Genomic DNA, 18434 nt, shown 5'->3' with positions numbered 1-18434 from the left:
ACCAGCTTCTCATTCGGTTTGCGCCAAGCTAGGCGCAAATCTTGCGCTTTGCCGACCTGGTGGTTCTGGCGGGGTGGCTGCACCCGTTCCCATTCCGAACACGGCCGTGAAACGCCCCAGCGCCGATGGTACTTCGTCTTAAGACGCGGGAGAGTAGGTCGCTGCCAGGTCTGCAAAACGCAAGAGAAACAACCGCCGCTCCCCTTCGAGGCATCGCCGAGAAGGATAAGGTAGCGGCGGAAACAAACCGAAACATCTTCTCGACACACACTTCGGCCCTGCCGAACACGGGCCGCCACCAAGCGGCCCTTTTGTTTTGCTAGACTGAAAATAATCAGTGCGTCCCTTACGCGAGACAAATCCTACCGATTTGCTCGGCACAGACAAACAACGAGATTTTGCTTCGCAAAACTCGGACCGGATTAAACGGGATTTTGCCTTCGGCAAAACCCGGAAAGAGCGGATAAATCCCATAGGGATTTACCGCGATGACGGATAAACCGCTTAGCGGTTTACCTAGATGGCGCGGGGTGGAGCAGCCCGGTAGCTCGTCAGGCTCATAACCTGAAGGCCGCAGGTTCAAATCCTGCCCCCGCAACCAAATTTCCCAAAAGCCCGCGCGGAGAAATCCGCCGGGCTTTTTGACGTTCTAGCGCTACCCGGAGAGAACGGGCGAGGGCACGAAGCACAGCGAATATCAGGCGACGTCGGCGGTCTTGGCCCCTTCGCCATCCCCCGCCGAAAGCCAGCCGCGCGTCACCTCGAGGATCTCGTTCGACAGGGCCGGATCGTCGGTCATCCTGGCCAGGATCAGCGCGCCGATCATGCTCGCCGAATTGCCGATCGCGGCACGGCGCCGCTGCTCTTCGTCCAAGCCCGGCGCTATTTTACCCAGGCGCTCGAACTGACGTTTGAGAAACGCTGTCATTTCCGTGCGTGCTCCCTGGGGTTGCCGGCTCACTTCCGACGCCAGGGCGGCAAGCGGGCAGCCATGTGCGAAATCGTCTCGATGCTCCGCTGAAAGATAGCGCTGTGCGACGGCGGCCAAGTCCGTCGACTTTGGCTCGGCTTCTCCCCGGAGTCCGGCCAGGGTCTGGGCAATCAGATCATCCTTGGACTTGAAGTAGCCGTAGAAGCCGCCGTGGGTGAGCCCGGCCGACTTCATCACATCCGTCACTGTGACGGACTCGAAACCACGCTCCCGGAACAGCCGACCAGCCGCCTCCAGAATGGTTCGCTTGTTGTCTTCGACCTGCTGTCGGCTCACGCGCATCACCGTCTCCTAAATTTCGATTGACATTATACATGATGGCCGTCATATATCCAAATACATGATGACGATCATGAATAAATCAAAGGAGCACACCCGATGAGCAAGAAGCCTGCAGTCCTCGTAACCGGTGCTTCCACCGGTATCGGCGCCGTCTATTCGGAGCGATTTGCGCGCCGCGGTCACGATCTCATTCTGGTCGCACGCAATGCGGTGCGCATGGCAGAGCTTGCCGAGCGGCTGCGGAGCGAAACCGGCGTGAATGTCGACGTTGTGCCCGCCGACCTGACGGACGAGCAGGATTTGGCCAAGGTCGAGCAGCGCCTGCGCGAGGATGAGCGTATTGGTGTTCTGGTCAACAATGCCGGCACATCGATCCCGCGCGGCTTCCTTCAGCAAAAGGGCGAGGACATTTCGAAGCTCATCTCGCTCAATATTACTGCCGTCACCAGGCTGGCCCATGCCGTAGCGCCGCGTTTTGCCGACAGGGGTGAGGGGGCGATCGTCAACATCGCTTCCGTCGTCGGCCTTGCGCCTGAGATGGGCGCCACAGTCTATGGCGCGACGAAAGCCTTCGTGCTGTTCCTTTCCCAGGGGCTGAACGTCGAGCTGGCGCCCAAGGGCGTCTATGTGCAGGCGGTGCTGCCGGCTGCGACGCGCACCGAGATCTGGGATCATGCGGGCGTCGATGTCGAAACGCTTGCGGGCGTGATGGAGGTCGGCGATCTCGTCGATGCGGCACTGGTCGGCTTCGATCGCCGCGAGTTGGTGACGATCCCGCCGCTGCCAGACGCCGGCCAGTGGCATACGTTCGATGCCGCCCGCCAGGCGATGCTGCCGAATTTCGCACAATCAGAGCCGGCTGAGCGTTATCGGTCGGCTGCTTGATTGGACCGCTGGTCGTGGGAGCGGACGACTCCCACGACAATAGGACAGCAAAGCGCTGGCGGGCGACCCGGCGCATTGCCCGTCTTCGGTACCCGCTTCGCACGATCGTCGATAATGCCCGGGCGTTTGCCAAGAGCCTTCAGGCTGGTAGAGATTGAGGATCAAAGATTCGCTTCCGCAGCCAGTTGCGCCTGCGGGCGGAAATCCTCCTTCGAAACAATGTTGACGGTGCGAGCATAATCCGATGAGAAAATTCAACCTGGGAACAACCGATCTCTCCGTTTCATCCGCCGTTCTCGGCCTGATGCGGATCGCCGATCTCAGTGATGACGCCATTGCCCGGCTTTATGGCAAGGCGCGCGACGTCGGCATCAACGTCTTCGATCACGCCGACATTTATGGCGGCGAACTGCATGCCTGCGAGCGTCGGTTCGGCGATGCGTTGCGGCTGAAGCCTGCCGAGCGTGAACAGATCGTTATCCAGAGCAAGTGCGGTATCCGGCGCGGCTACTTCGATTTCTCCCGCGACCATATCCTCCAGTCCGTCGACCGCTCGCTTGCGGCACTGAAGACCGACTATCTCGATCTTTTGCTGCTGCATCGCCCGGATGCCCTGGTGGAGCCGGAGGAAGTGGCCGATGCCTTCGACAAACTGCAGGCGGGCGGCAAGGTCAGGCATTTCGGCGTGTCGAACCATACGCCGCGGCAGATCGATCTCCTGAAGACGGCCGTGCGCCAGCCGCTCGTCGCCAATCAGATCCAGCTGAGCATTGCCCACGCCCCCTCGGTCGCGTTTGGGATTGCCGCGAACATGGCAGGTCTCGAGCAGTCGATCGACCGCGACGGCGAGGTGGTCGTCTATTCGCGGATCAACCGCATGACGCTGCAGGCCTGGTCACCGTTCCAGCAGGGCTTTTTCGGCGGTGTCTTCGTCGGTGACGAGACGAATTTTCCCGAACTCAACCGGGTACTCGATGAACTCTCCGGCAAATATGCGGTGTCGCCGTCGGCCATCGCCTATGCCTGGATCGCCCGGCATCCGGCCAACATCCAGGTGGTCCTGGGAACGACGAGCCCGGAACGGCTGGCAGACATCGCGCCCGGCGCGGATATCACGCTGTCGCGCGAGGACTGGTATCGCCTCTTTACTGCGGCCGGGCATGTGCTGCCCTGACGGCAACCTGGGTAGACATACAAAAGGCCCGCTCGGATGTGAGCGGGCCTTTTCGTTTTTGGTGTCTGGTGCCGATCGATCAGGTGCGCGGCTTCAGGTTCTCGGGGTCGTAGAGCGGCTTGTAGCCGACGCCGACAACTTCGACCGGATAGGTCTCGGCGAAATACTCGACATTCAGCTTGCGACCGACCTGGCAATGGGACCAGGGCAGATAGGCAAGCGCGATGTTCTTGCCGATCGTCGGCCCGAAGGCGATCGAGGTGGTGTAGGAGCGGCGGCCGAGTTCGTCGACCAGCACCTTGCCGGTTTCCGGATCCATCACCGGCAGGGTGCCGACCGGGTAGCGCTTCACGCCATTCTTGTCGGTATTCTCCGTCAGAACGAGCGTGCAGAGCATGGCCGGCTGGTGCTCGCGTGCCTTGTATTCGAGGTGCTTGGCCTTACCGCGGAAGTCAACGTCCTTGACCTTCGGACGGGCAAGGTCGGCCTCAATCAGGTTGTACTGGGTGAGAAGATCGGCGTTCTGCAGTCGCAGGCTCTTTTCCATGCGGCGCGAGTTGGCATAGGTTTCGACGCCGAAGGCCATGACGCCGGTTGCGCGCAGCGCGTCCCAGACGGCAAGGCCGTCCTCGTACTTCATATGCAGTTCCCAGCCCTGCTCGCCGACATAGGAGATGCGGAAGGCGGTGACCTTTTTGCCGGCGATTTCGATCGGCTTGATGGCGGCGAAGGCGAAGTTCTCGAGATCGAGGCCCGCCGGATCGGCAACCACCTTCTTCAGCGTTTGGCGGGCATTGGGCCCCCAGATGCCGATGGTGATGAATTTTTCCGAAACGTCGGTGATGGTGACGTCAAGGCCGCGGTCTTCCGCGACGCGGCGCATGTACTGGAAGTCGCGCGGCCCGGCATCGGCGCCGTTCACGAGACGGCAGCGGTCGGCCATGCGGAAGACGGTGAAGTCGGCCCGCACCATGCCCTCGTCATCGAGGAAGTGGGTGTAGATGCCCTTGCCGATGTTGCCGTCGCCACCGATCTTGGCGGCGCAAAGCCACTCGAGCAGTTCGACATGGTCAGGACCTTCGATGTCGACCATGTGGAAGTGCGACAGGTTGACGATGCCGCAATCCTCGCTCATCGCCAGATGTTCGGCGTTGGACACGCGCCAGAAATGGCGGCTGTCCCACTCGTTCTCGCGCACCGGAACGCGGTCGCCGTATTTTTCGAGAAGATGTTCGTTGGCGGCGTAGCCGTGCGCGCGCTCCCAGCCGCCGAGTTCCATGAAGTAGCCGCCGAGCTCCTTCTCGCGCTCGTAGAAGGGCGAGCGCTTGACGTTGCGGCCGCTGGCATAGGGTTCGCGCGTGTGCACGGCGGGGTAATAGATCTTCTGCGCCGCCTCGAAGCAGCGGCCCTCGATGAACTCCTCCTCGAGCTGGTGCGGGTAGAAGCGGGAATAGTCGATCGAGGCATGGTCGATCTCGGTGCGCCCGTCAGTCATCCAGTCGGCGATCAGCTTGCCGTAGCCGGGGCCGTCCTTCACCCAGATGGCGACGCAGTACCAGAGGCCGCGCACCTTCTGGCTCTCGCCGCAGGAGGGGCCGCCGGCGGCCGATACCTGAAGCAGACCGTTGAAGGAGTGGCTCTCGTTATAGCCAAGCTCGCCGAGGATCGGCGTCAGCTCCATGGCGCGCTCGAGCGGCTCGATGATCTGCTCCATCTCGAGGTCGCGCTGTGACGGCGACAGGCGCGCCTCGTGCTTTTCGAGAATGTGCCGGGGATGGCAGAGGCGCGGATTGGTGGTCTCGTAATAGCCCCACTCGATCTGGCCGCCTTCGGTGGTCTTCGGGTCGCCGGTGTCGCGCATATAGGCGGAGTTGCCCTGGTCGCGCAGCAGCGGGAAACCGATTTCCTTGCCGGTGCCTTCGAACTCGTTATACGGGCCGAAGAAGGTGAGCGGATGGTCGACCGGCATGACGGGCAGGTCTTCGCCGACCATTTCGGCGATCAAGCGGCCCCAGATGCCGGCGCAGACGATGACATGGTCGGCCATGATCGTGCCGCGATGGGTGACGACGCCCTTGATGCGGCCGTTCTCGACGATGAGGGACTTTGCCGGCGTGTTGCCGTAAACCTGCAGCTTGCCGGACTTTTCGGCCGCATCGACCAGCTTGCCGGCTACCGTCTGCGAGCGCGGGATGACGAGGCCGGCATCCGGGTCGAACATGCCGCCCATGACCTGATCTTCTTCGATCAGCGGGAACATCTTCTTGATTTCGGCCGGCGAGACATAGTGTGCGCGGGTGCCGAAGGCCTTGGCAGAGGAAAGCTTGCGCTTGATCTCCTCCATCCAGACGTCGTCGCCGGTGCGTGCGACTTCCAGGCCGCCGATGCGGGCGTAGTGGCCCATCTTCTCGAAGAAATCGATCGAATACTGCGTCGTCCAGACCGAGAGATAGTCGTGGCTGGTGGTGTAGCAGAAGTCCGAGGCGTGGGCGGTCGAGCCGATATCGGTCGGCACGCCTGACTTGTCGATGCCGACGATATCGTCCCAGCCGCGCTCGATCAGGTGATGCGCGATCGAGGCACCCACGATGCCACCCAGCCCGATGATTACGACCTTCGCCTTTTGCGGAAACTCTGCCATTGCTTGCGACCCTAGTTGGATTGGATGCCGGATTTTAGGGCTTGAGACGTCCCGACTAGAGCCTGTCTACGACATAATCATCAAACTGCACGACCAGAGCCGAGCAATCTGTGGATCGTAGAACGAGAGCTAGCGGGACGGTCATGCCACTGATTTCGTGAGAGAAAGCGTCGAAGAGCATCGAAGCGATTTCTCTTAGCATACAGAAGACGCGGGCGCATTCGAATGCGTCATCGCATGGGGCACGAATGTCGGTTTTGCGGCGACGCCACGATGCAGGCGATCTGCGACATCGTGCGGGCGGCTTGCTGCTTCACGATCACGGTGCCGCGCCGAAGAAGGCAAGGCGGGTGAAGAGCACGTAGTGCGATTCCGAGACCATCAGAGCGACGAAGACCAGCACCAGCAGCGGTGGCAGCAGGATCGCGTAGATCAGCGCCAGCCGCTCCCAGGCCATGTGCATGAAGATCGCGACGATGAGGCCGGCCTTCAGCACCATGAAGAGCAGGATCAGCGACCACCTGAGATAGCCCTGCAGCCCGACATAGTCGACGAGATAGGAGAAGGTGCTGAGCACGAACAGCAGCACCCAGACGACCAGGTAGAGGCCGATCGGATGCTGCTGGTGTTGTTCATGCGCCGGGGCCCGCGACCCTGCCTGCGGTATCGTGTCGGTGTGTGCCGTCGTTTCGGTCATGGCCATGCCTCACCACAGATAGAAGAATGCGAAGATGAAGACCCAGACGAGGTCGACGAAGTGCCAATAGAGGCCGGTGATCTCGACGATCTCGTATTGCCCCTTGCGGCTCGTGAAGAAGCCGCGCCTGCCGGTGTCGAAGTCGCCGCGCCAGACCTTGCGGGCGATGATCAGCAGGAAGATGACGCCAATCGTGACGTGTGTGCCGTGGAAGCCGGTAATCATGAAGAAGGTCGAGCCGAATTGGGCAGCGCCCCAAGGGTTGCCCCAGGGGCGTACGCCTTCGGTGATCAGCTTGGTCCACTCGAAGGCCTGCATGCCAACGAAGGTGGCGCCGAAGAGCGCCGTCACCACCATGAGCAAAGCGGTTTTCCTTCGATCCTGGCGGTAGCCGAAATTGACGGCCATGGCCATTGTGCCGCTCGAGGTGATCAGCACGAAGGTCATGATGGCGATCAGGATCAGCGGCACGTCGGAACCGCCGATGTGCAGCGCGAAGACCTCGCTCGGATTGGGCCACGGAACGGCCGTCGACATGCGCGCCGACATGTAGGCGATGAGGAAACAACCGAAGATGAAGGTGTCGCTGAGGAGGAAGATCCACATCATCGCCTTGCCCCAGGAGACGTTCTTGAACGTCCTTTGATCCGAAGCCCAGTCGGCGGCGAAACCGGCAAGCCCCGCCGGGCGGTGGAGCGGCTCTCGGACAGGCGAATGTGTCTCGACAGACATGCCTTGGCTCCTTAGGTCAAGAGTTGCCGGCAGAGCTCGACGAAGTCGTTGGCCCAGCCGGAAAAGAGCGCGAAAAGCACCAGCCAAACGGCCAGCATGAAATGCCAATAGGTGGCGCAGAGCGTGATCGACAGCACGGCCCTCTCGTCCATCGGGCCGGCGCGCGTTCTCACGATCACTCGGGTGAGCGCGAAAAGGCCGCCGAGGATGTGCAGGCCATGCATGCCTGATATCATGTAGAAGAAGCTGTTGGCCGGGTTGTCGGCGATGAGAAAGCCGGCATCGGTCAGTTCGCGCCAGGCGAAGACCTGGCCCGCGAGGAAGGCGAGCCCCGCGGCAAGCGCGGCGATCAGGGCCGTGCGGCTTGCCTCGTCATGATGGCGCTCCGCGGTGACGCGCGCCGCATGCAGAAGCAGGCTGCCGAGCCCGAGGATGGCGGTGTTCAGCCAGAGGACTTTCGGCATTGGCGTCGACCACCAGTCGGTGGATGCCATTCGCATGAAATAGGCGCTGATGAAAAGCGAGAAGAGCGCGGCGACGACGGCGAGGAAGACGCCGAGGCCGATTTTTGCGGGTGGGATCGAAGGACGACCATCTGGACGCGGGTCAAACGCGTGACCGACCTCCAGCCAGGGTTTTGAGAAGAGCCGCTGCCGGCTGAGCCACCAGCCGGCGATCGTGAGAATCACGGCCAGCAGGATCAAGGTGACGTTCATGAGGCACCCTCCGGCGCATGACCTGCGGAGCCCGGCTGGTTCTGCGGAATGAAATCCTCGGCCGCTCCCGGCACGCTGTAGTCATAGGGCCAGCGGTAGACGACCGGCAGTTCCTTCCAGTTGCCGTGGCGTGGCGGCGTCTCCGGTGTCTGCCATTCGAGCGTCGTCGCCCGCCAGGGATTGCCACCGGCCTCACGACCATGGCGAATGCTCCAGATGAGATTGAAGAGGAAGAGGAGCTGAGCGGCGCCGACGACCAGCGCCATGATGGTGATGAACTCGTTGAGCGTATGGGCAGAGGCCGGGACGAAGGCGGTTTCGCCCATTTCATAATAGCGCCGCGGCATGCCGATGAGGCCGAGATAGTGCATCGGGAAGAAAATCAGATAGGCACCGACGAAGGTCACCCAGAAATGGATCTGGCCCATCATCTCGTTGAGCATGCGGCCGGTGATCTTCGGATACCAGTGATAGATCGCGCCGAAGATGACGAGGATCGGCGCCACGCCCATGACCATATGGAAATGCGCAACGACGAACATCGTGTCGGAGAGCGGCACGTCGACGACGACGTTGCCGAGGAAGAGGCCGGTCAGCCCGCCATTGACGAAGGTGACGATGAAGGCGAGCGCAAACAGCATTGGCAGCGTCAGGTGGATATCGCCGCGCCAGAGCGTCAGCACCCAGTTGTAGACCTTGATCGCCGTCGGCACGGCGATGATCAGCGTGGTCGTCGCGAAGAAGAAACCGAAATAGGGGTTCATACCGCTGACATACATGTGGTGCGCCCAGACGATGAAGGAAAGCGCGCCGATGATGACGATCGCCCAGACCATCATGCGGTAGCCGAAGATGTTCTTGCGGGCATGGGTACTGATCAGATCCGACACGATGCCGAAGGCCGGCAGCGCGACGATATAGACCTCCGGGTGGCCGAAGAACCAGAAGAGGTGCTGGAACAGGATCGGGCTGCCGCCGCCGTGCTGCAGCTGCTCGCCCATCTCGACGATCGCCGGCATGAAGAAGCTGGTGCCGAGCACCCGGTCGAACAGCATCATGACGCAGGCGACGAAGAGGGCGGGGAAGGCAAGCAGCGCCATGACCGTCGCGGTGAAGATGCCCCAGACGGTGAGCGGCATGCGCATCAGCGTCATGCCGCGGGTGCGGCCCTGCAGCACGGTGACGACATAGTTGAGGCCGCCCATGGTGAAGCCGATGATGAAGAGGATGAGCGAGGAGAGCATCAGGATGATGCCCCAGTCCTTGCCGCCGGGCGTGCCAGAGAGAACCGCCTGGGGTGGGTAGAGCGTCCAGCCGGCGCCGGTCGGGCCCCCGGGGGCGAAGAAGCTGGCGACGAGCACGAGCACAGCGAGCAGGTAAAGCCAGTAGCTCAGCATGTTGGCATAGGGGAAGACCATATCGCGCGCGCCAAGCATCAGCGGGATCAGGTAGTTGCCAAAGCCACCAAGGAAGAGAGCTGTCAGCAGGTAGATCACCATGATCATGCCGTGCATGGTGATGAACTGGTAGTAGCGCTCGGCGTCGATGAAGGCGAAGGCGCCGGGAAAGCCGAGCTGCAGCCGCATCAGCCAGGAGAGCACCAGGGCGACCATGCCGATGGCGATCGCGGTCGAGGCATATTGCACGGCGATGATCTTGGCATCCTGGCTGAAGACGTAGCGCGTCCACCAGCTATGGGGATGATAAAGCTCGACGTCCTCCACTTCCGCGGCGCCTATCGGTTCGCCCGTGCTATGCCGGATGTCGACCATCTGCGAGAACCTCCCAACACCGGATCATTTCGATCCAACGCTTTGAACCACGCAATTCCGGACACCAACGCTGGAATTGCTTTCGCTCACGAGCGGGATGCGAGCGGAAAACCGCAAGCACTTTTCCTCATCCCGCTTTGGCCGTCGGGGCGCTTCTTACTGCGCCGGGGCGGCATTTCCTGCCTGCGCCGTTTCCTTCGTCCCTGCCTTTGCCTGCAGCTGCGAGAAGGTCTGCTGGCTCGAAAGCCAAGCCTGGTAGTCGGCGGCACTGTCGACGACGACGGTGCCGCGCATCTGTGGGTGACCGACGCCGCAGAGTTCGGCGCACAAGACCTCGAACGTGCCAGTCCGTGTCGGCGTCAGCCAGAAATAGGTGACCATGCCCGGCACCATGTCCATCTTGGCGCGGAACTCCGGCACGTAGAAATCGTGCAGCACGTCGACCGAGCGCAGGAGCATCTTGACCGGCTTTCCGACTTCCAGATGCAGCTCGCCGCCTTCGATGACGTAATCGTCAAGCGCCGCTGCGTCATTGCGGTTGAGGCCGAGCGAATTTTCCGGGGTGATGTCGCGGGTCTCGGAGGTGCCGAGCTTGCCGTCCGCGCCTGGGAGCCGGAAGCTCCACAACCACTGCTGGCCGACGACCTCGACCTCCGTTGCGCCATCCGGCACGGTCACGAACTGGTGCCAGACGAAGAGGCCGGGGGTCAGCATGGCGGCGACGCCGAGCGTCGTGCCGCCGGCAAGCCACCCTTCGAGCTTCCTGTTTTCCGGTTCATAGGCCGCCCGGTTTCCCGGGCGATGCCGAAAACGCAGGACGCAATAGGCCATGAAAAGCACCACGGCGACGAAGACGACGCCGGTAATCCAGAAGGTGATGATGAGCGTATTGTCTATGTAATTCCAGTTGGACGCGATCGGCGTCCACCACCACGGGCTCAACAGATGGAACAACACCGACCCAACGGCCAACAAAACCAGAATAACTACCACGGCCATTTCTGTCCCTCCTCGCCGCTGGCGGCTGTGGGCATGAATACGCAATCCGTAGAGCCTGCTGCATGTTTCCTTTAATCGTCTCCGATTAAAGGACAAAAACATGCAGGAATTCAAAGTTCTACAGCGACCTTTGCGCGTCTGATACGACGCGCGGCGCTGTACCTGCAATTATTGCACGAACGTTGAATAGTCGCAATTCGCCGTCTCCGTGCGGACGGCGCTTGCCTTTAGTCTTTTCAGCCTACTGCGAATACTGCTTGAGGTAGGCAATGAGGTTGGAGATATCCGTGTCGTCCTTCAGCCCGGCAAAGGCCATTTTCGTGCCTTTCACCTTGGTCTTTGGATTGTGCAGATAGTCGCGCAGATGCGCCTCGTCCCAGACGAGCCCACCCTTGCCGGCATCGATCATCGCCGGCGAGTAGCTGAAGTCGGCGTGGGTGCCGGCCGTTCGCCCGAACAGATGGTTGAGTGATGGTCCAACCTTGTTGGTATCGCTGTCGGCAACATGACAGACAGCGCATTTCTTGAAGACGGTGGCTCCGGCTGCGGCATCGCCCTCTTGCGCGAGGGTTGCGAACGGACAGAGCATCGTTGTCGAAAAGGCAAGGGCAACAACAAGAATTCGCATGACACTTCCTCAAAATCGCCGGGCGCAGGCAAGGAAGGCTATCGTCAATCTGTCGTTTTGGCGGTGCTTGCTTCTCTTAAGTTGGCGCCACGGCGGTTGATACTTGCGACAGGACGACCGTACGCCTCGCCTTGTGGAAGTCAACCGGCGCAGCCGGCAGGTCGCCGGTTGCGCCTAAATTTTCACCAGGGACAGTGCGCGCGATCAGACCCGATTGCCGGCGGCGTCGAAGAAATGCAGCCTGTCGACCGGCAGTCGTACGGCAAGCGAACCCGAAGCGGTGAGGAACCGGCGGTCGTTGGTGAAGGCCTTGAAGCCGGCGCGGCCGAAGGAGAGATGCAGGATGATGCCGAAGCCGGTCGGCTCGACCAGGTCGACATTGGCGCTCAGCACATCCGGTCCTTCGACGCCGATCTCCACATGTTCCGGGCGAATGCCGAGGGTGGCGCGGGCGCCGTCGGCGAGCGCCGGATGCGGTTGTGCCGGGATGACAACGCCGCCTTCCGTCTCGAATCGCGGGGCGGTGCCGTTCAGGTAGGTGCCCTCGAAGAAGTTCATGCCGGGCGAGCCGATGAAGCCGGCGACGAAGAGGTTTGCGGGACGGTCGTAGAGATCGAGCGGGCTGCCGACCTGCTGGACGAAGCCGCCGTTCATGGCGACGATGCGGTCGGCAAGCGTCATCGCCTCGATCTGGTCGTGGGTCACGTAGATCGAGGTGGCGCCGAGGTCCTTGTGCAGCTTCTTGATTTCGGCCCGCATCTGCTCGCGCAGGCGGGCATCGAGGTTCGACAGCGGCTCGTCGAAGAGAAACGCCTTGGGCTCGCGCACGATGGCCCGGCCCATGGCGACGCGCTGGCGCTGGCCGCCGGAGAGTGCACGCGGCCGCCGTTCGAGCAGCGGGTCGAGGCCGAGCTTGGCGGCGGCCCTTGAAACGATGCTCGCGATCTTCTCCTTGGCCGTCTTCCGGAGCCTGAGGCTATAGCTCATGTTCTTGGCGACGGACATATGCGGATAGAGCGCATAGGACTGGAACACCATGGCGATGTCGCGGTCCTTCGGCGCCAGCTCGTTGACGCGTTTTCCCGCGATGCGGATCTCGCCCGAGGTGACGCTTTCAAGCCCGGCGATCATGCGCAGAAGCGTAGACTTGCCGCAGCCGGATGGGCCGACGAGCACCACGAATTCGCCGTCGCCGATCTTGAGATCGACATCGTGCAGGACCGGGTGGATGCCGTAGGATTTCTGGATGTTGGCGATATCGATGGAAGCCATGAGAGCAATCCTCAGCCTTTGACCGCGCCGGCCGTGAGGCCCTGGACGAGATAACGTTGAATGAGCAGGAAGAAGAGGCAGGCGGGGATGAGCGCGAGCACGCCGGCGGCCATCATCTGCCCGAAGTCGACGGAGAACTTCGACACGAAGGACAGCAATCCAACGGGGAAGGTCGCCTGGTCGTTGCCGGAGATCAGCATCAGCGAGAACAGAAGTTCGCTCCAAGCGGCGGTGAAGACGAAGCCAAGCGTTGCGGCAATGCCGGGCAGCGTCAGCGGCAGGATGATCTGGCGGAAGGCGACGAATTGGGTGGCGCCGTCGATCATCGCCGCCTCTTCCAGGTCCTTCGGAATGCCGTCGAAGAAGGACTGCATCAGGAAGGTGGCAAACGGCACGTTGAAGGCGGTGTAGACGATGACGAGCCCGGTCAGGCTGTTGGTGAGGCCAAGCGGCGACAGGATCTTGAAGATCGGCGCCACCAGCATGACGAGCGGGAACATCTGCGTCAAAAGCATCAGCGCCACCAGCCAGTACTTACCGCGGAAGTTGAAGCGCGACAGCGCATAGCCCGAGAGCGAGGCGAGGATGGTGACGATAACGGCGGTGGAGCCGGCGACGATCAGGCTGTTCTTGAAGAACACCGGAAAGGCGCTGTGGCGCAGCACGAAATCGAAATGTTCGAGGCTGGCGCGCGACGGCCACATTCGAATGCCTTCCGAGTAGAGCAGGTCGTTGGGCGTGACTGCAACCTTCAGCAGCCAATAGAGCGGGAAGAGCGCGAAGGCGATGTAGGCAAGGATTGCCGATCGGTGCGCGATCATGAGGAAAAGCGGTTTGGCGCGCATCGGTCTCAATCCTTGCTCAACAGCCATTGCCGCAGGATGACGATCAGCATCGAATAGGCGAGCAGCAGTGCCAGAAGCACCAGCGCGATCGCCGAGGCGTAACCGAAATCCAGCCGCTTGAAGGCCTGGGTGAAGATATAGCTGGCGACGATCTGGGTGCGGTCGGCCGGTCCGCCATTTGTCATGACGATGATCAGGTCGGCGAAGTTCGAGATCCAGACGGTGCGCAGGAGGATGGTGATGGCGATGGTCGGCGCCAGGAACGGCAGCGTGATCGAGAGAAATCGCTGCACCGGGCCGGCGCCGTCGATGCTCGCGGCCTCATAGAGGTCGCGCGGGATCGCCTGCAGGGCTGCAAGCAGGGTAATCGCGAAGAAAGGAATGCCCCACCAGACATTGGCGATGATCGGCCCCCACATGGCAAGCTGCGGGTCCGAGAGGATGTTGTTCGGCTCACTCATGATGCCGAGCGCGTAGAACCAGTGCGGCAGGGGACCGACGACCGGATTGAACAGCCAGGCCCAGTTGAGGCCGGCAAGGAAACTCGGCACCGCCCAGGGCAGGAAGACGAGGGCCTGGGCAAGGCCGCGGCCGTAGAAGGGCTTGTCGAGCAGCAATGCCAGGATCAGGCCAAAGACGAACTGAAAGAAGACCGAAGCACCGGTCCACCACAGCGTATTGCGCAGCGCCCGGTAGAAGGCCTGGTCCTCGGCAAGCGCGCGGAAATGATCAAGGCCGATATAGGCACCGGAGAACGGGTTTAAGAGCTGGATGTCGCGGAAGGCGTAGGAAACGCCAAGCACCAGCGGCACCAGCATGACGGTGACGATCAGGATCAGCGCCGGCGCGCTATAGAGATAGGGCGCGGCGCCGTCGGCGATGCGCTTCTTCAGCGGCGTCCTGCTTGCCGGCAGGCCGCTTTGGCGGGCGACATGGTCCATCGATCGAAATTTCCCCTGTGCGGCCGCCGGTTTTTTCGACGTGCCTCGTTTTCGTTCAGTCGGAGCGGGATGCAGGCGGAGACCGCGCCCACGTCATTCCGCTCAAGGTCACGAGGGCCGGCGGCGGCGAACCGCCGCCGGCCGAAGGCTTACTTCTTGCTGGCGAGGAACTTCTGCTGCGCCTTGGTCAGGTAGTCGGCCCACTGGTTGGCGAGCTCTTCCGGCGTGATGTCGCCGAGCAGGGCTTCCTGAGTCGTCTTGATGGCGAGCGAATCCTTGAAGAAGGCGAATTCCTCGAGGTAGGTCGGCATCACCGTCAATACGACGTCCTTGTCGGCAAGCTCGTCGAACCAGCCCTTGAACTGCGCGCTCGCATAGAAGGGATCCTTCTCGGCCGACTTGTGCACCGGCAGCGCGCCCGTGCGCTTGTTCCACTCGATGTTGCCTTCCGGCCCCTCGAGCGTCTCGATCAGCTTCCAGGAGAGATCCTTGTTCTGACTTGCCGACAGCATCGACCAGCCGGCAAAGCCGATGGTGGTAAACGCCTTGCCGCTCGGACCCTTCGGCATGGTGGTGACGCCGAAATCTTCCGACTTCATGCGCTCGGCAATGGCGATCAGCGCATCCGGATCCTGGTCGAGGAAGGCGCAGGTGCCGCTGTAGAAACCGGCGACGATTTCGTTAAAGCCCCAGTTGACGCTGTCCTTCGGCGCCAGCCCCTTCTTGTAGAGGTCGATCACCCAGGTCAGGCCCTTGACCCAGCCTTCGCTGTTCATGGTCGAGGTGCCATCCTCATTGAAGAATTTGTTGCTGCCGGCCATGGTGGCGCCGAACATCACCCAGCCGTTGAGACCACCCGGTCCCCCGCGCAGGCAGTAGCCGGATTTGCCCGGAAGCTTGGATACGGCTTCCGATGCCTTGACGAAATCGTCCATGGTCTTCGGCGGTTCGCTGACGCCGGCTTCCGAGAGCAGCTTCTTGTTGTAGAACATCGCCCGCAGATAGAAGCCGTAGGGCAGCATGTAGGCGGTGTCGTTGACGTCGCGGCCGAGTTCGAGCGCGCGTTCGGTCAGGCCGCCCGTGTGTTCCCACTTGGCGAGGTAGGGCTCCAGGCTTTCGAGCATGCCGTTGTTGGCATAGAGCGACAGCCAGGTGTCGGGCATTTCCATCACGTCAGGCAGTTCGCCGGCCGAAACCATGGTCGCGAACTTCTGGAAGGCCTCGCCCCAGGGCAGCGAGATGATCTCGACCGTGGTGCCGGGGTTGGCGGCTTCGAACTTGGCAACGATCGATTTCAGCGTCTCGGTGCGCTCGGGGCTGGTGATGACCTCGACCAGTTTCAGCTTGGTATCGGCGAGTGCGCTTCCGGCCATCAGGCTGGCGAGAAGCGTGGCAGTGATCAGTTTCTTCATTCTTGTTCCCTCTTTTCTTCGTTGGTTTGGTTCAAAGTGGGGAGAGCGGGATGCCGGCGGAAAACCGCCTGCAGCCGCTCCTGTCAGCCAGTCGAAGCGACGGCGAGCGCCGCTTCAAGATCGCTCCAGAGGGCCTCCGTTCCCTCCAAGCCGACATGGAGCCGTACCGACCGCGGCGAGATGCCGAAGGCGGCCGCGGAATTGGGCTGGGCTTTCTGCGACAGCACGACTTCGCCCGGCACGATGAGGCTTTCATGTCCGCCCCAGGAAACGCCGAGCTTGAAGAGTTCGAGATGATCCGCAAAGCGCCTGACATCGACGCCCTCGCGGAAGATGAAGGAGAACAGGCCTGAGGTCCCGGAAAGACCCGGCGGCAGGGTGTTGCCGAGGCCGGGGTGGCAGACGGTCTCGACCAGTGGATGGGCCTGCAGCCGCCGCGCGACTTCAAGCGCCGAGCGCTCATGCGATTTCATTCGGATCGGCAAAGTGCGCAGGCCACGGATCAGGAGCCAGGCATCGAAGGGCGAGAGCTTGCCGCCGAGATAAGGGTAGGCTTCGGAGCGGATGCGGCCGATCAGCTCCTTCGAGCCGGCAACCACGCCAGCAACCACATCGCTGTGTCCGCCGAGATACTTCGAAGCGGAATGGATGACGAGGTCGACGCCGAGCGAGATCGGCTGCTGGAAGATCGGGCTTGCCCAGCTGTTGTCGATCGCGGTGATGATGCCCTGGTCCTTGGCAAGGCGGGCGAGGGAGGCCACGTCGTGGGTGTCCATCACCCAGCTTGTCGGGCTTTCCATGTAGAAGAGCTTGGCGCCGGGCAGGGCTTTGGCAACCGCTTCCTCGTCGCGACCGTCGACATAGGTCACTTCGATCTTCATGCGCTTCAGATGCGTGCCGAACAGGCGGAAGGCGTCGGGATAGACATGATTGACGGCGACGATGCGGTCGCCCGGCTCGACGAAGGACAGCACGGTCGAGGAGATCGCCGACATGCCGCTGGCAAAACCGATCGCGTCTTCGCCGCCTTCGAGCTTCGCCAGCATCTCCTCGAACATGCGCACGGTCGGGTTGAGACCGCGGGTATAGATCGGCCGCACGCGCTCGCCCCGGTAGGACGCGACCATGTCGTCATAATCCTTGAAGGTGAAAAGCGAGGTCTGAACGATCGGCGGCACGACGGCATCGAAGGCGTGGCCTTCGTCATGCGCGACGATCAGCGAGGCGTGGTCGAACGGATCGAGGCCGTTGGTCATTTGGACATTTCCTTGATGTCTTCCTCGACGATCGCGAGGATTTTCAGCGTTTCTTCGCGCGCGGTATCAGGGTCTTGAGCGGCGATCGCGTTGAACAGGGTGCGGTGGAACGGGAAGGAGCGGCGGGCGAAATCCGTGCGGTCGAAAGGATGGTCCCAGAAGCGCTCGAAGGCCTCGCGCATCTGTTCGAGCAACTGCCGGAACAAGGGATTATGCGTGGCGTCATAGATCGCGAGGTGAAAGGCGAGGTCTTCCGGCCCTGATGTGCCCTTGGCGATGTGCACGCGCTCCATCTCGTCGAGCTTGATTTCGATAACCTTCAGGTCTTCGTCGGTGCGCCGGCGGGCCGCGACCATGTTCGCCTCGACCTCGATGCCGCGGCGCACTTCGAGCGTCATCAACAACACATCGCGCAGATGCGCCGTGTCGAGGGTGAGCGGCATATGGACGGTGGCGCCAGAGATCGTGCGCAGGAGATAGGTGCCACTGCCCTTTCGCGCCTCGACGACACCGAGCGCCTGGAAGTGGCGGATGACCTCGCGGATGGTGGAACGGCCGACGGCAAGCGCCGTCATCAATTCGCGCTCGGCTGGCAGACGGTCGCCGGGTTTAAGCCCCGATTGTTCGATGTAGTCAGCCAACGCGGCAATGACCTGCTGGGCCCGGTCCGCCGGGGGCAGGGGCATCAGCGCCGCTCTTGCCGGTTCACTCATTCGGCTTGCTCCATGAGGCCAAAATTGGTCTGACATCTGAGCACTATGGATAAGGCGCGAGAGGTCGTCAAGCAGGAACTGATGGAACGCGAAGGTGGTTGACCTCGCACGCTTCCGGCGTAGACAGGAGGCAAGGAGCTTGAAGATGTTGAAATCGGGATCTCTGTTTGCCACCGCCATGGTGGGCGCGCTCTTCGCCGTGACGAGCGTCGCGGGCGATGCGGAAGCGCAGATGCGCACCAGAAAGGGCGAGTATTACGAAGGCGTCCAGCGCAAGCCCTATGGCTATTACTGGATCTGGCCGCCGGTCGAACAGCGGCAGCCAGCCTACAGGCAACGTCCCGGCCAGGATGGTCCAGCCGGCAACACGACGACGAAACCCCGCAAGCGGCCGACCCAATAGGCATTGCTGTGCTGGCAAGCGAACCGGACAAAGAGAAGCGGCGCNGCGCCGCAACTTTGATCAGATCTTGTTTGA

17 protein-coding genes, 1 tRNA gene and 1 rRNA gene are annotated in these 18434 nt (G+C 61.8%); 5 read left to right on the top strand and 14 right to left on the bottom strand.

From position 1 onward, the window contains the following. Nucleotides 1-55 precede the first annotated feature (55 nt). Nucleotides 56-170: ribosomal RNA gene (rrf, locus tag ACTJKE_RS32745) — 5S ribosomal RNA — on the top strand. Nucleotides 171-524: 354 nt separating this feature from the next. After that, nucleotides 525-601: transfer RNA gene (locus ACTJKE_RS32740), tRNA-Met, on the top strand. Between the two features lie 96 nt (nucleotides 602-697). Here ACTJKE_RS32740 and ACTJKE_RS32735 read toward each other — a convergent pair. Further along, nucleotides 698-1273 (bottom strand): TetR/AcrR family transcriptional regulator, encoded by a 576-nt coding sequence (locus ACTJKE_RS32735; protein WP_440693568.1) that lies wholly within the window; start codon nucleotides 1271-1273, stop codon nucleotides 698-700. Between the two features lie 96 nt (nucleotides 1274-1369). Between ACTJKE_RS32735 and ACTJKE_RS32730 the strand changes: the two genes are divergently transcribed. Further along, the gene (locus ACTJKE_RS32730) at nucleotides 1370-2158 is read left to right on the top strand and encodes an SDR family NAD(P)-dependent oxidoreductase (RefSeq protein ID WP_440693566.1); all 789 of its coding nucleotides are present in this window, start codon (nucleotides 1370-1372) and stop codon (nucleotides 2156-2158) included. A 244-nt stretch (nucleotides 2159-2402) separates the two neighbouring features. Continuing rightward, nucleotides 2403-3332, top strand: coding sequence for an aldo/keto reductase (locus ACTJKE_RS32725; protein WP_110879252.1), 930 nt, complete (start codon nucleotides 2403-2405; stop codon nucleotides 3330-3332). A gap of 79 nt (nucleotides 3333-3411) precedes the next feature. On the opposite strand, the gene ACTJKE_RS32720 is transcribed toward ACTJKE_RS32725, so the two are convergent. From ACTJKE_RS32720 to ACTJKE_RS32660, 13 genes are all read right to left on the bottom strand, one after another. Continuing rightward, on the bottom strand, nucleotides 3412-5973 hold the full coding sequence (locus ACTJKE_RS32720) for a GcvT family protein (RefSeq protein ID WP_440693564.1): 2562 nt from the start codon (nucleotides 5971-5973) through the stop codon (nucleotides 3412-3414). 319 nt (nucleotides 5974-6292) lie between these two features. After that, nucleotides 6293-6670, bottom strand: a complete 378-nt coding sequence (locus tag ACTJKE_RS32715) for a cytochrome C oxidase subunit IV family protein (protein ID WP_057248974.1) — start codon at nucleotides 6668-6670, stop codon at nucleotides 6293-6295. 9 nt (nucleotides 6671-6679) lie between these two features. After that, nucleotides 6680-7402, bottom strand: a complete 723-nt coding sequence (locus tag ACTJKE_RS32710) for a heme-copper oxidase subunit III family protein (RefSeq protein WP_057248975.1) — start codon at nucleotides 7400-7402, stop codon at nucleotides 6680-6682. 11 nt (nucleotides 7403-7413) lie between these two features. Next, on the bottom strand, nucleotides 7414-8118 hold the full coding sequence (locus tag ACTJKE_RS32705) for a cytochrome c oxidase subunit 3 (protein WP_093235621.1): 705 nt from the start codon (nucleotides 8116-8118) through the stop codon (nucleotides 7414-7416). Further along, nucleotides 8115-9890, bottom strand: a complete 1776-nt coding sequence (gene ctaD / locus ACTJKE_RS32700) for a cytochrome c oxidase subunit I (protein WP_440693561.1) — start codon at nucleotides 9888-9890, stop codon at nucleotides 8115-8117. The genes ACTJKE_RS32705 and ctaD overlap by 4 nt, the downstream gene beginning before the upstream one ends. Before the next feature lie 156 nt (nucleotides 9891-10046). Next, nucleotides 10047-10889: a cytochrome c oxidase subunit II gene (locus ACTJKE_RS32695; protein ID WP_440693559.1), complete on the bottom strand. Its 843-nt coding sequence runs from the start codon at nucleotides 10887-10889 to the stop codon at nucleotides 10047-10049. A gap of 241 nt (nucleotides 10890-11130) precedes the next feature. Next, on the bottom strand, nucleotides 11131-11517 hold the full coding sequence (locus ACTJKE_RS32690) for a c-type cytochrome (RefSeq protein WP_058320726.1): 387 nt from the start codon (nucleotides 11515-11517) through the stop codon (nucleotides 11131-11133). A 204-nt stretch (nucleotides 11518-11721) separates the two neighbouring features. After that, complete coding sequence (locus tag ACTJKE_RS32685) at nucleotides 11722-12789, bottom strand: ABC transporter ATP-binding protein (protein WP_440693557.1); 1068 nt, start codon at nucleotides 12787-12789, stop codon at nucleotides 11722-11724. An 11-nt stretch (nucleotides 12790-12800) separates the two neighbouring features. Then, nucleotides 12801-13634, bottom strand: coding sequence for a carbohydrate ABC transporter permease (locus ACTJKE_RS32680; protein ID WP_058320728.1), 834 nt, complete (start codon nucleotides 13632-13634; stop codon nucleotides 12801-12803). A gap of 5 nt (nucleotides 13635-13639) precedes the next feature. Continuing rightward, nucleotides 13640-14575 carry a carbohydrate ABC transporter permease gene (locus tag ACTJKE_RS32675; protein WP_058326489.1) on the bottom strand — a complete coding sequence of 312 codons (936 nt, stop codon included), beginning with the start codon at nucleotides 14573-14575 and terminating at the stop codon, nucleotides 13640-13642. 149 nt (nucleotides 14576-14724) lie between these two features. Further along, a complete protein-coding gene (locus tag ACTJKE_RS32670; protein WP_057248983.1) occupies nucleotides 14725-15987 on the bottom strand; it encodes an ABC transporter substrate-binding protein in 1263 nt (420 codons plus the stop codon). Between the two features lie 83 nt (nucleotides 15988-16070). Continuing rightward, entirely contained in the window at nucleotides 16071-17243 is a 1173-nt protein-coding gene (locus ACTJKE_RS32665; RefSeq protein WP_440693555.1) for a PLP-dependent transferase, read from the bottom strand. After that, nucleotides 17240-17956 carry a FadR/GntR family transcriptional regulator gene (locus tag ACTJKE_RS32660; protein ID WP_440693553.1) on the bottom strand — a complete coding sequence of 239 codons (717 nt, stop codon included), beginning with the start codon at nucleotides 17954-17956 and terminating at the stop codon, nucleotides 17240-17242. Before ACTJKE_RS32660 ends, ACTJKE_RS32665 begins: the two co-directional genes overlap by 4 nt. A gap of 139 nt (nucleotides 17957-18095) precedes the next feature. On the opposite strand from ACTJKE_RS32660, the gene ACTJKE_RS32655 reads away from it, so the two are divergent. Continuing rightward, a complete protein-coding gene (locus ACTJKE_RS32655) occupies nucleotides 18096-18359 on the top strand; it encodes a hypothetical protein (protein ID WP_440693551.1) in 264 nt (87 codons plus the stop codon). Nucleotides 18360-18434 lie beyond the last annotated feature (75 nt).

Origin of the sequence: Ensifer sp. 22521, from assembly GCF_052044795.1 — a bacterium.
Classification (GTDB): Bacteria; Pseudomonadota; Alphaproteobacteria; order Rhizobiales; family Rhizobiaceae; genus Ensifer.
Note: the sequence above shows the minus strand (reverse complement) of the source record. Positions and strands in the feature narration are given on the sequence as shown.

Excerpts from the sequence above, each read along its gene's own strand:
- ACTJKE_RS32710 (WP_057248975.1), bottom strand. The coding sequence starts at position 7,402 with ATGTCTGTCGAGACACATTCGCCTGTCCGAGAGCCGCTCCACCGCCCG.
- ACTJKE_RS32720 (WP_440693564.1), bottom strand. The coding sequence starts at position 5,973 with ATGGCAGAGTTTCCGCAAAAGGCGAAGGTCGTAATCATCGGGCTGGGT.
- ACTJKE_RS32705 (WP_093235621.1), bottom strand. The coding sequence starts at position 8,118 with ATGAACGTCACCTTGATCCTGCTGGCCGTGATTCTCACGATCGCCGGC.
- ctaD (WP_440693561.1), bottom strand. The coding sequence starts at position 9,890 with ATGGTCGACATCCGGCATAGCACGGGCGAACCGATAGGCGCCGCGGAA.
- ACTJKE_RS32660 (WP_440693553.1), bottom strand. The coding sequence starts at position 17,956 with ATGAGTGAACCGGCAAGAGCGGCGCTGATGCCCCTGCCCCCGGCGGAC.
- ACTJKE_RS32725 (WP_110879252.1), top strand. The coding sequence starts at position 2,403 with ATGAGAAAATTCAACCTGGGAACAACCGATCTCTCCGTTTCATCCGCC.
- ACTJKE_RS32695 (WP_440693559.1), bottom strand. The coding sequence starts at position 10,889 with ATGGCCGTGGTAGTTATTCTGGTTTTGTTGGCCGTTGGGTCGGTGTTG.
- ACTJKE_RS32735 (WP_440693568.1), bottom strand. The coding sequence starts at position 1,273 with ATGCGCGTGAGCCGACAGCAGGTCGAAGACAACAAGCGAACCATTCTG.
- ACTJKE_RS32690 (WP_058320726.1), bottom strand. The coding sequence starts at position 11,517 with ATGCGAATTCTTGTTGTTGCCCTTGCCTTTTCGACAACGATGCTCTGT.
- ACTJKE_RS32730 (WP_440693566.1), top strand. The coding sequence starts at position 1,370 with ATGAGCAAGAAGCCTGCAGTCCTCGTAACCGGTGCTTCCACCGGTATC.
- ACTJKE_RS32665 (WP_440693555.1), bottom strand. The coding sequence starts at position 17,243 with ATGACCAACGGCCTCGATCCGTTCGACCACGCCTCGCTGATCGTCGCG.
- ACTJKE_RS32685 (WP_440693557.1), bottom strand. The coding sequence starts at position 12,789 with ATGGCTTCCATCGATATCGCCAACATCCAGAAATCCTACGGCATCCAC.
- ACTJKE_RS32680 (WP_058320728.1), bottom strand. The coding sequence starts at position 13,634 with ATGCGCGCCAAACCGCTTTTCCTCATGATCGCGCACCGATCGGCAATC.
- ACTJKE_RS32715 (WP_057248974.1), bottom strand. The coding sequence starts at position 6,670 with ATGACCGAAACGACGGCACACACCGACACGATACCGCAGGCAGGGTCG.
- ACTJKE_RS32675 (WP_058326489.1), bottom strand. The coding sequence starts at position 14,575 with ATGGACCATGTCGCCCGCCAAAGCGGCCTGCCGGCAAGCAGGACGCCG.
- ACTJKE_RS32670 (WP_057248983.1), bottom strand. The coding sequence starts at position 15,987 with ATGAAGAAACTGATCACTGCCACGCTTCTCGCCAGCCTGATGGCCGGA.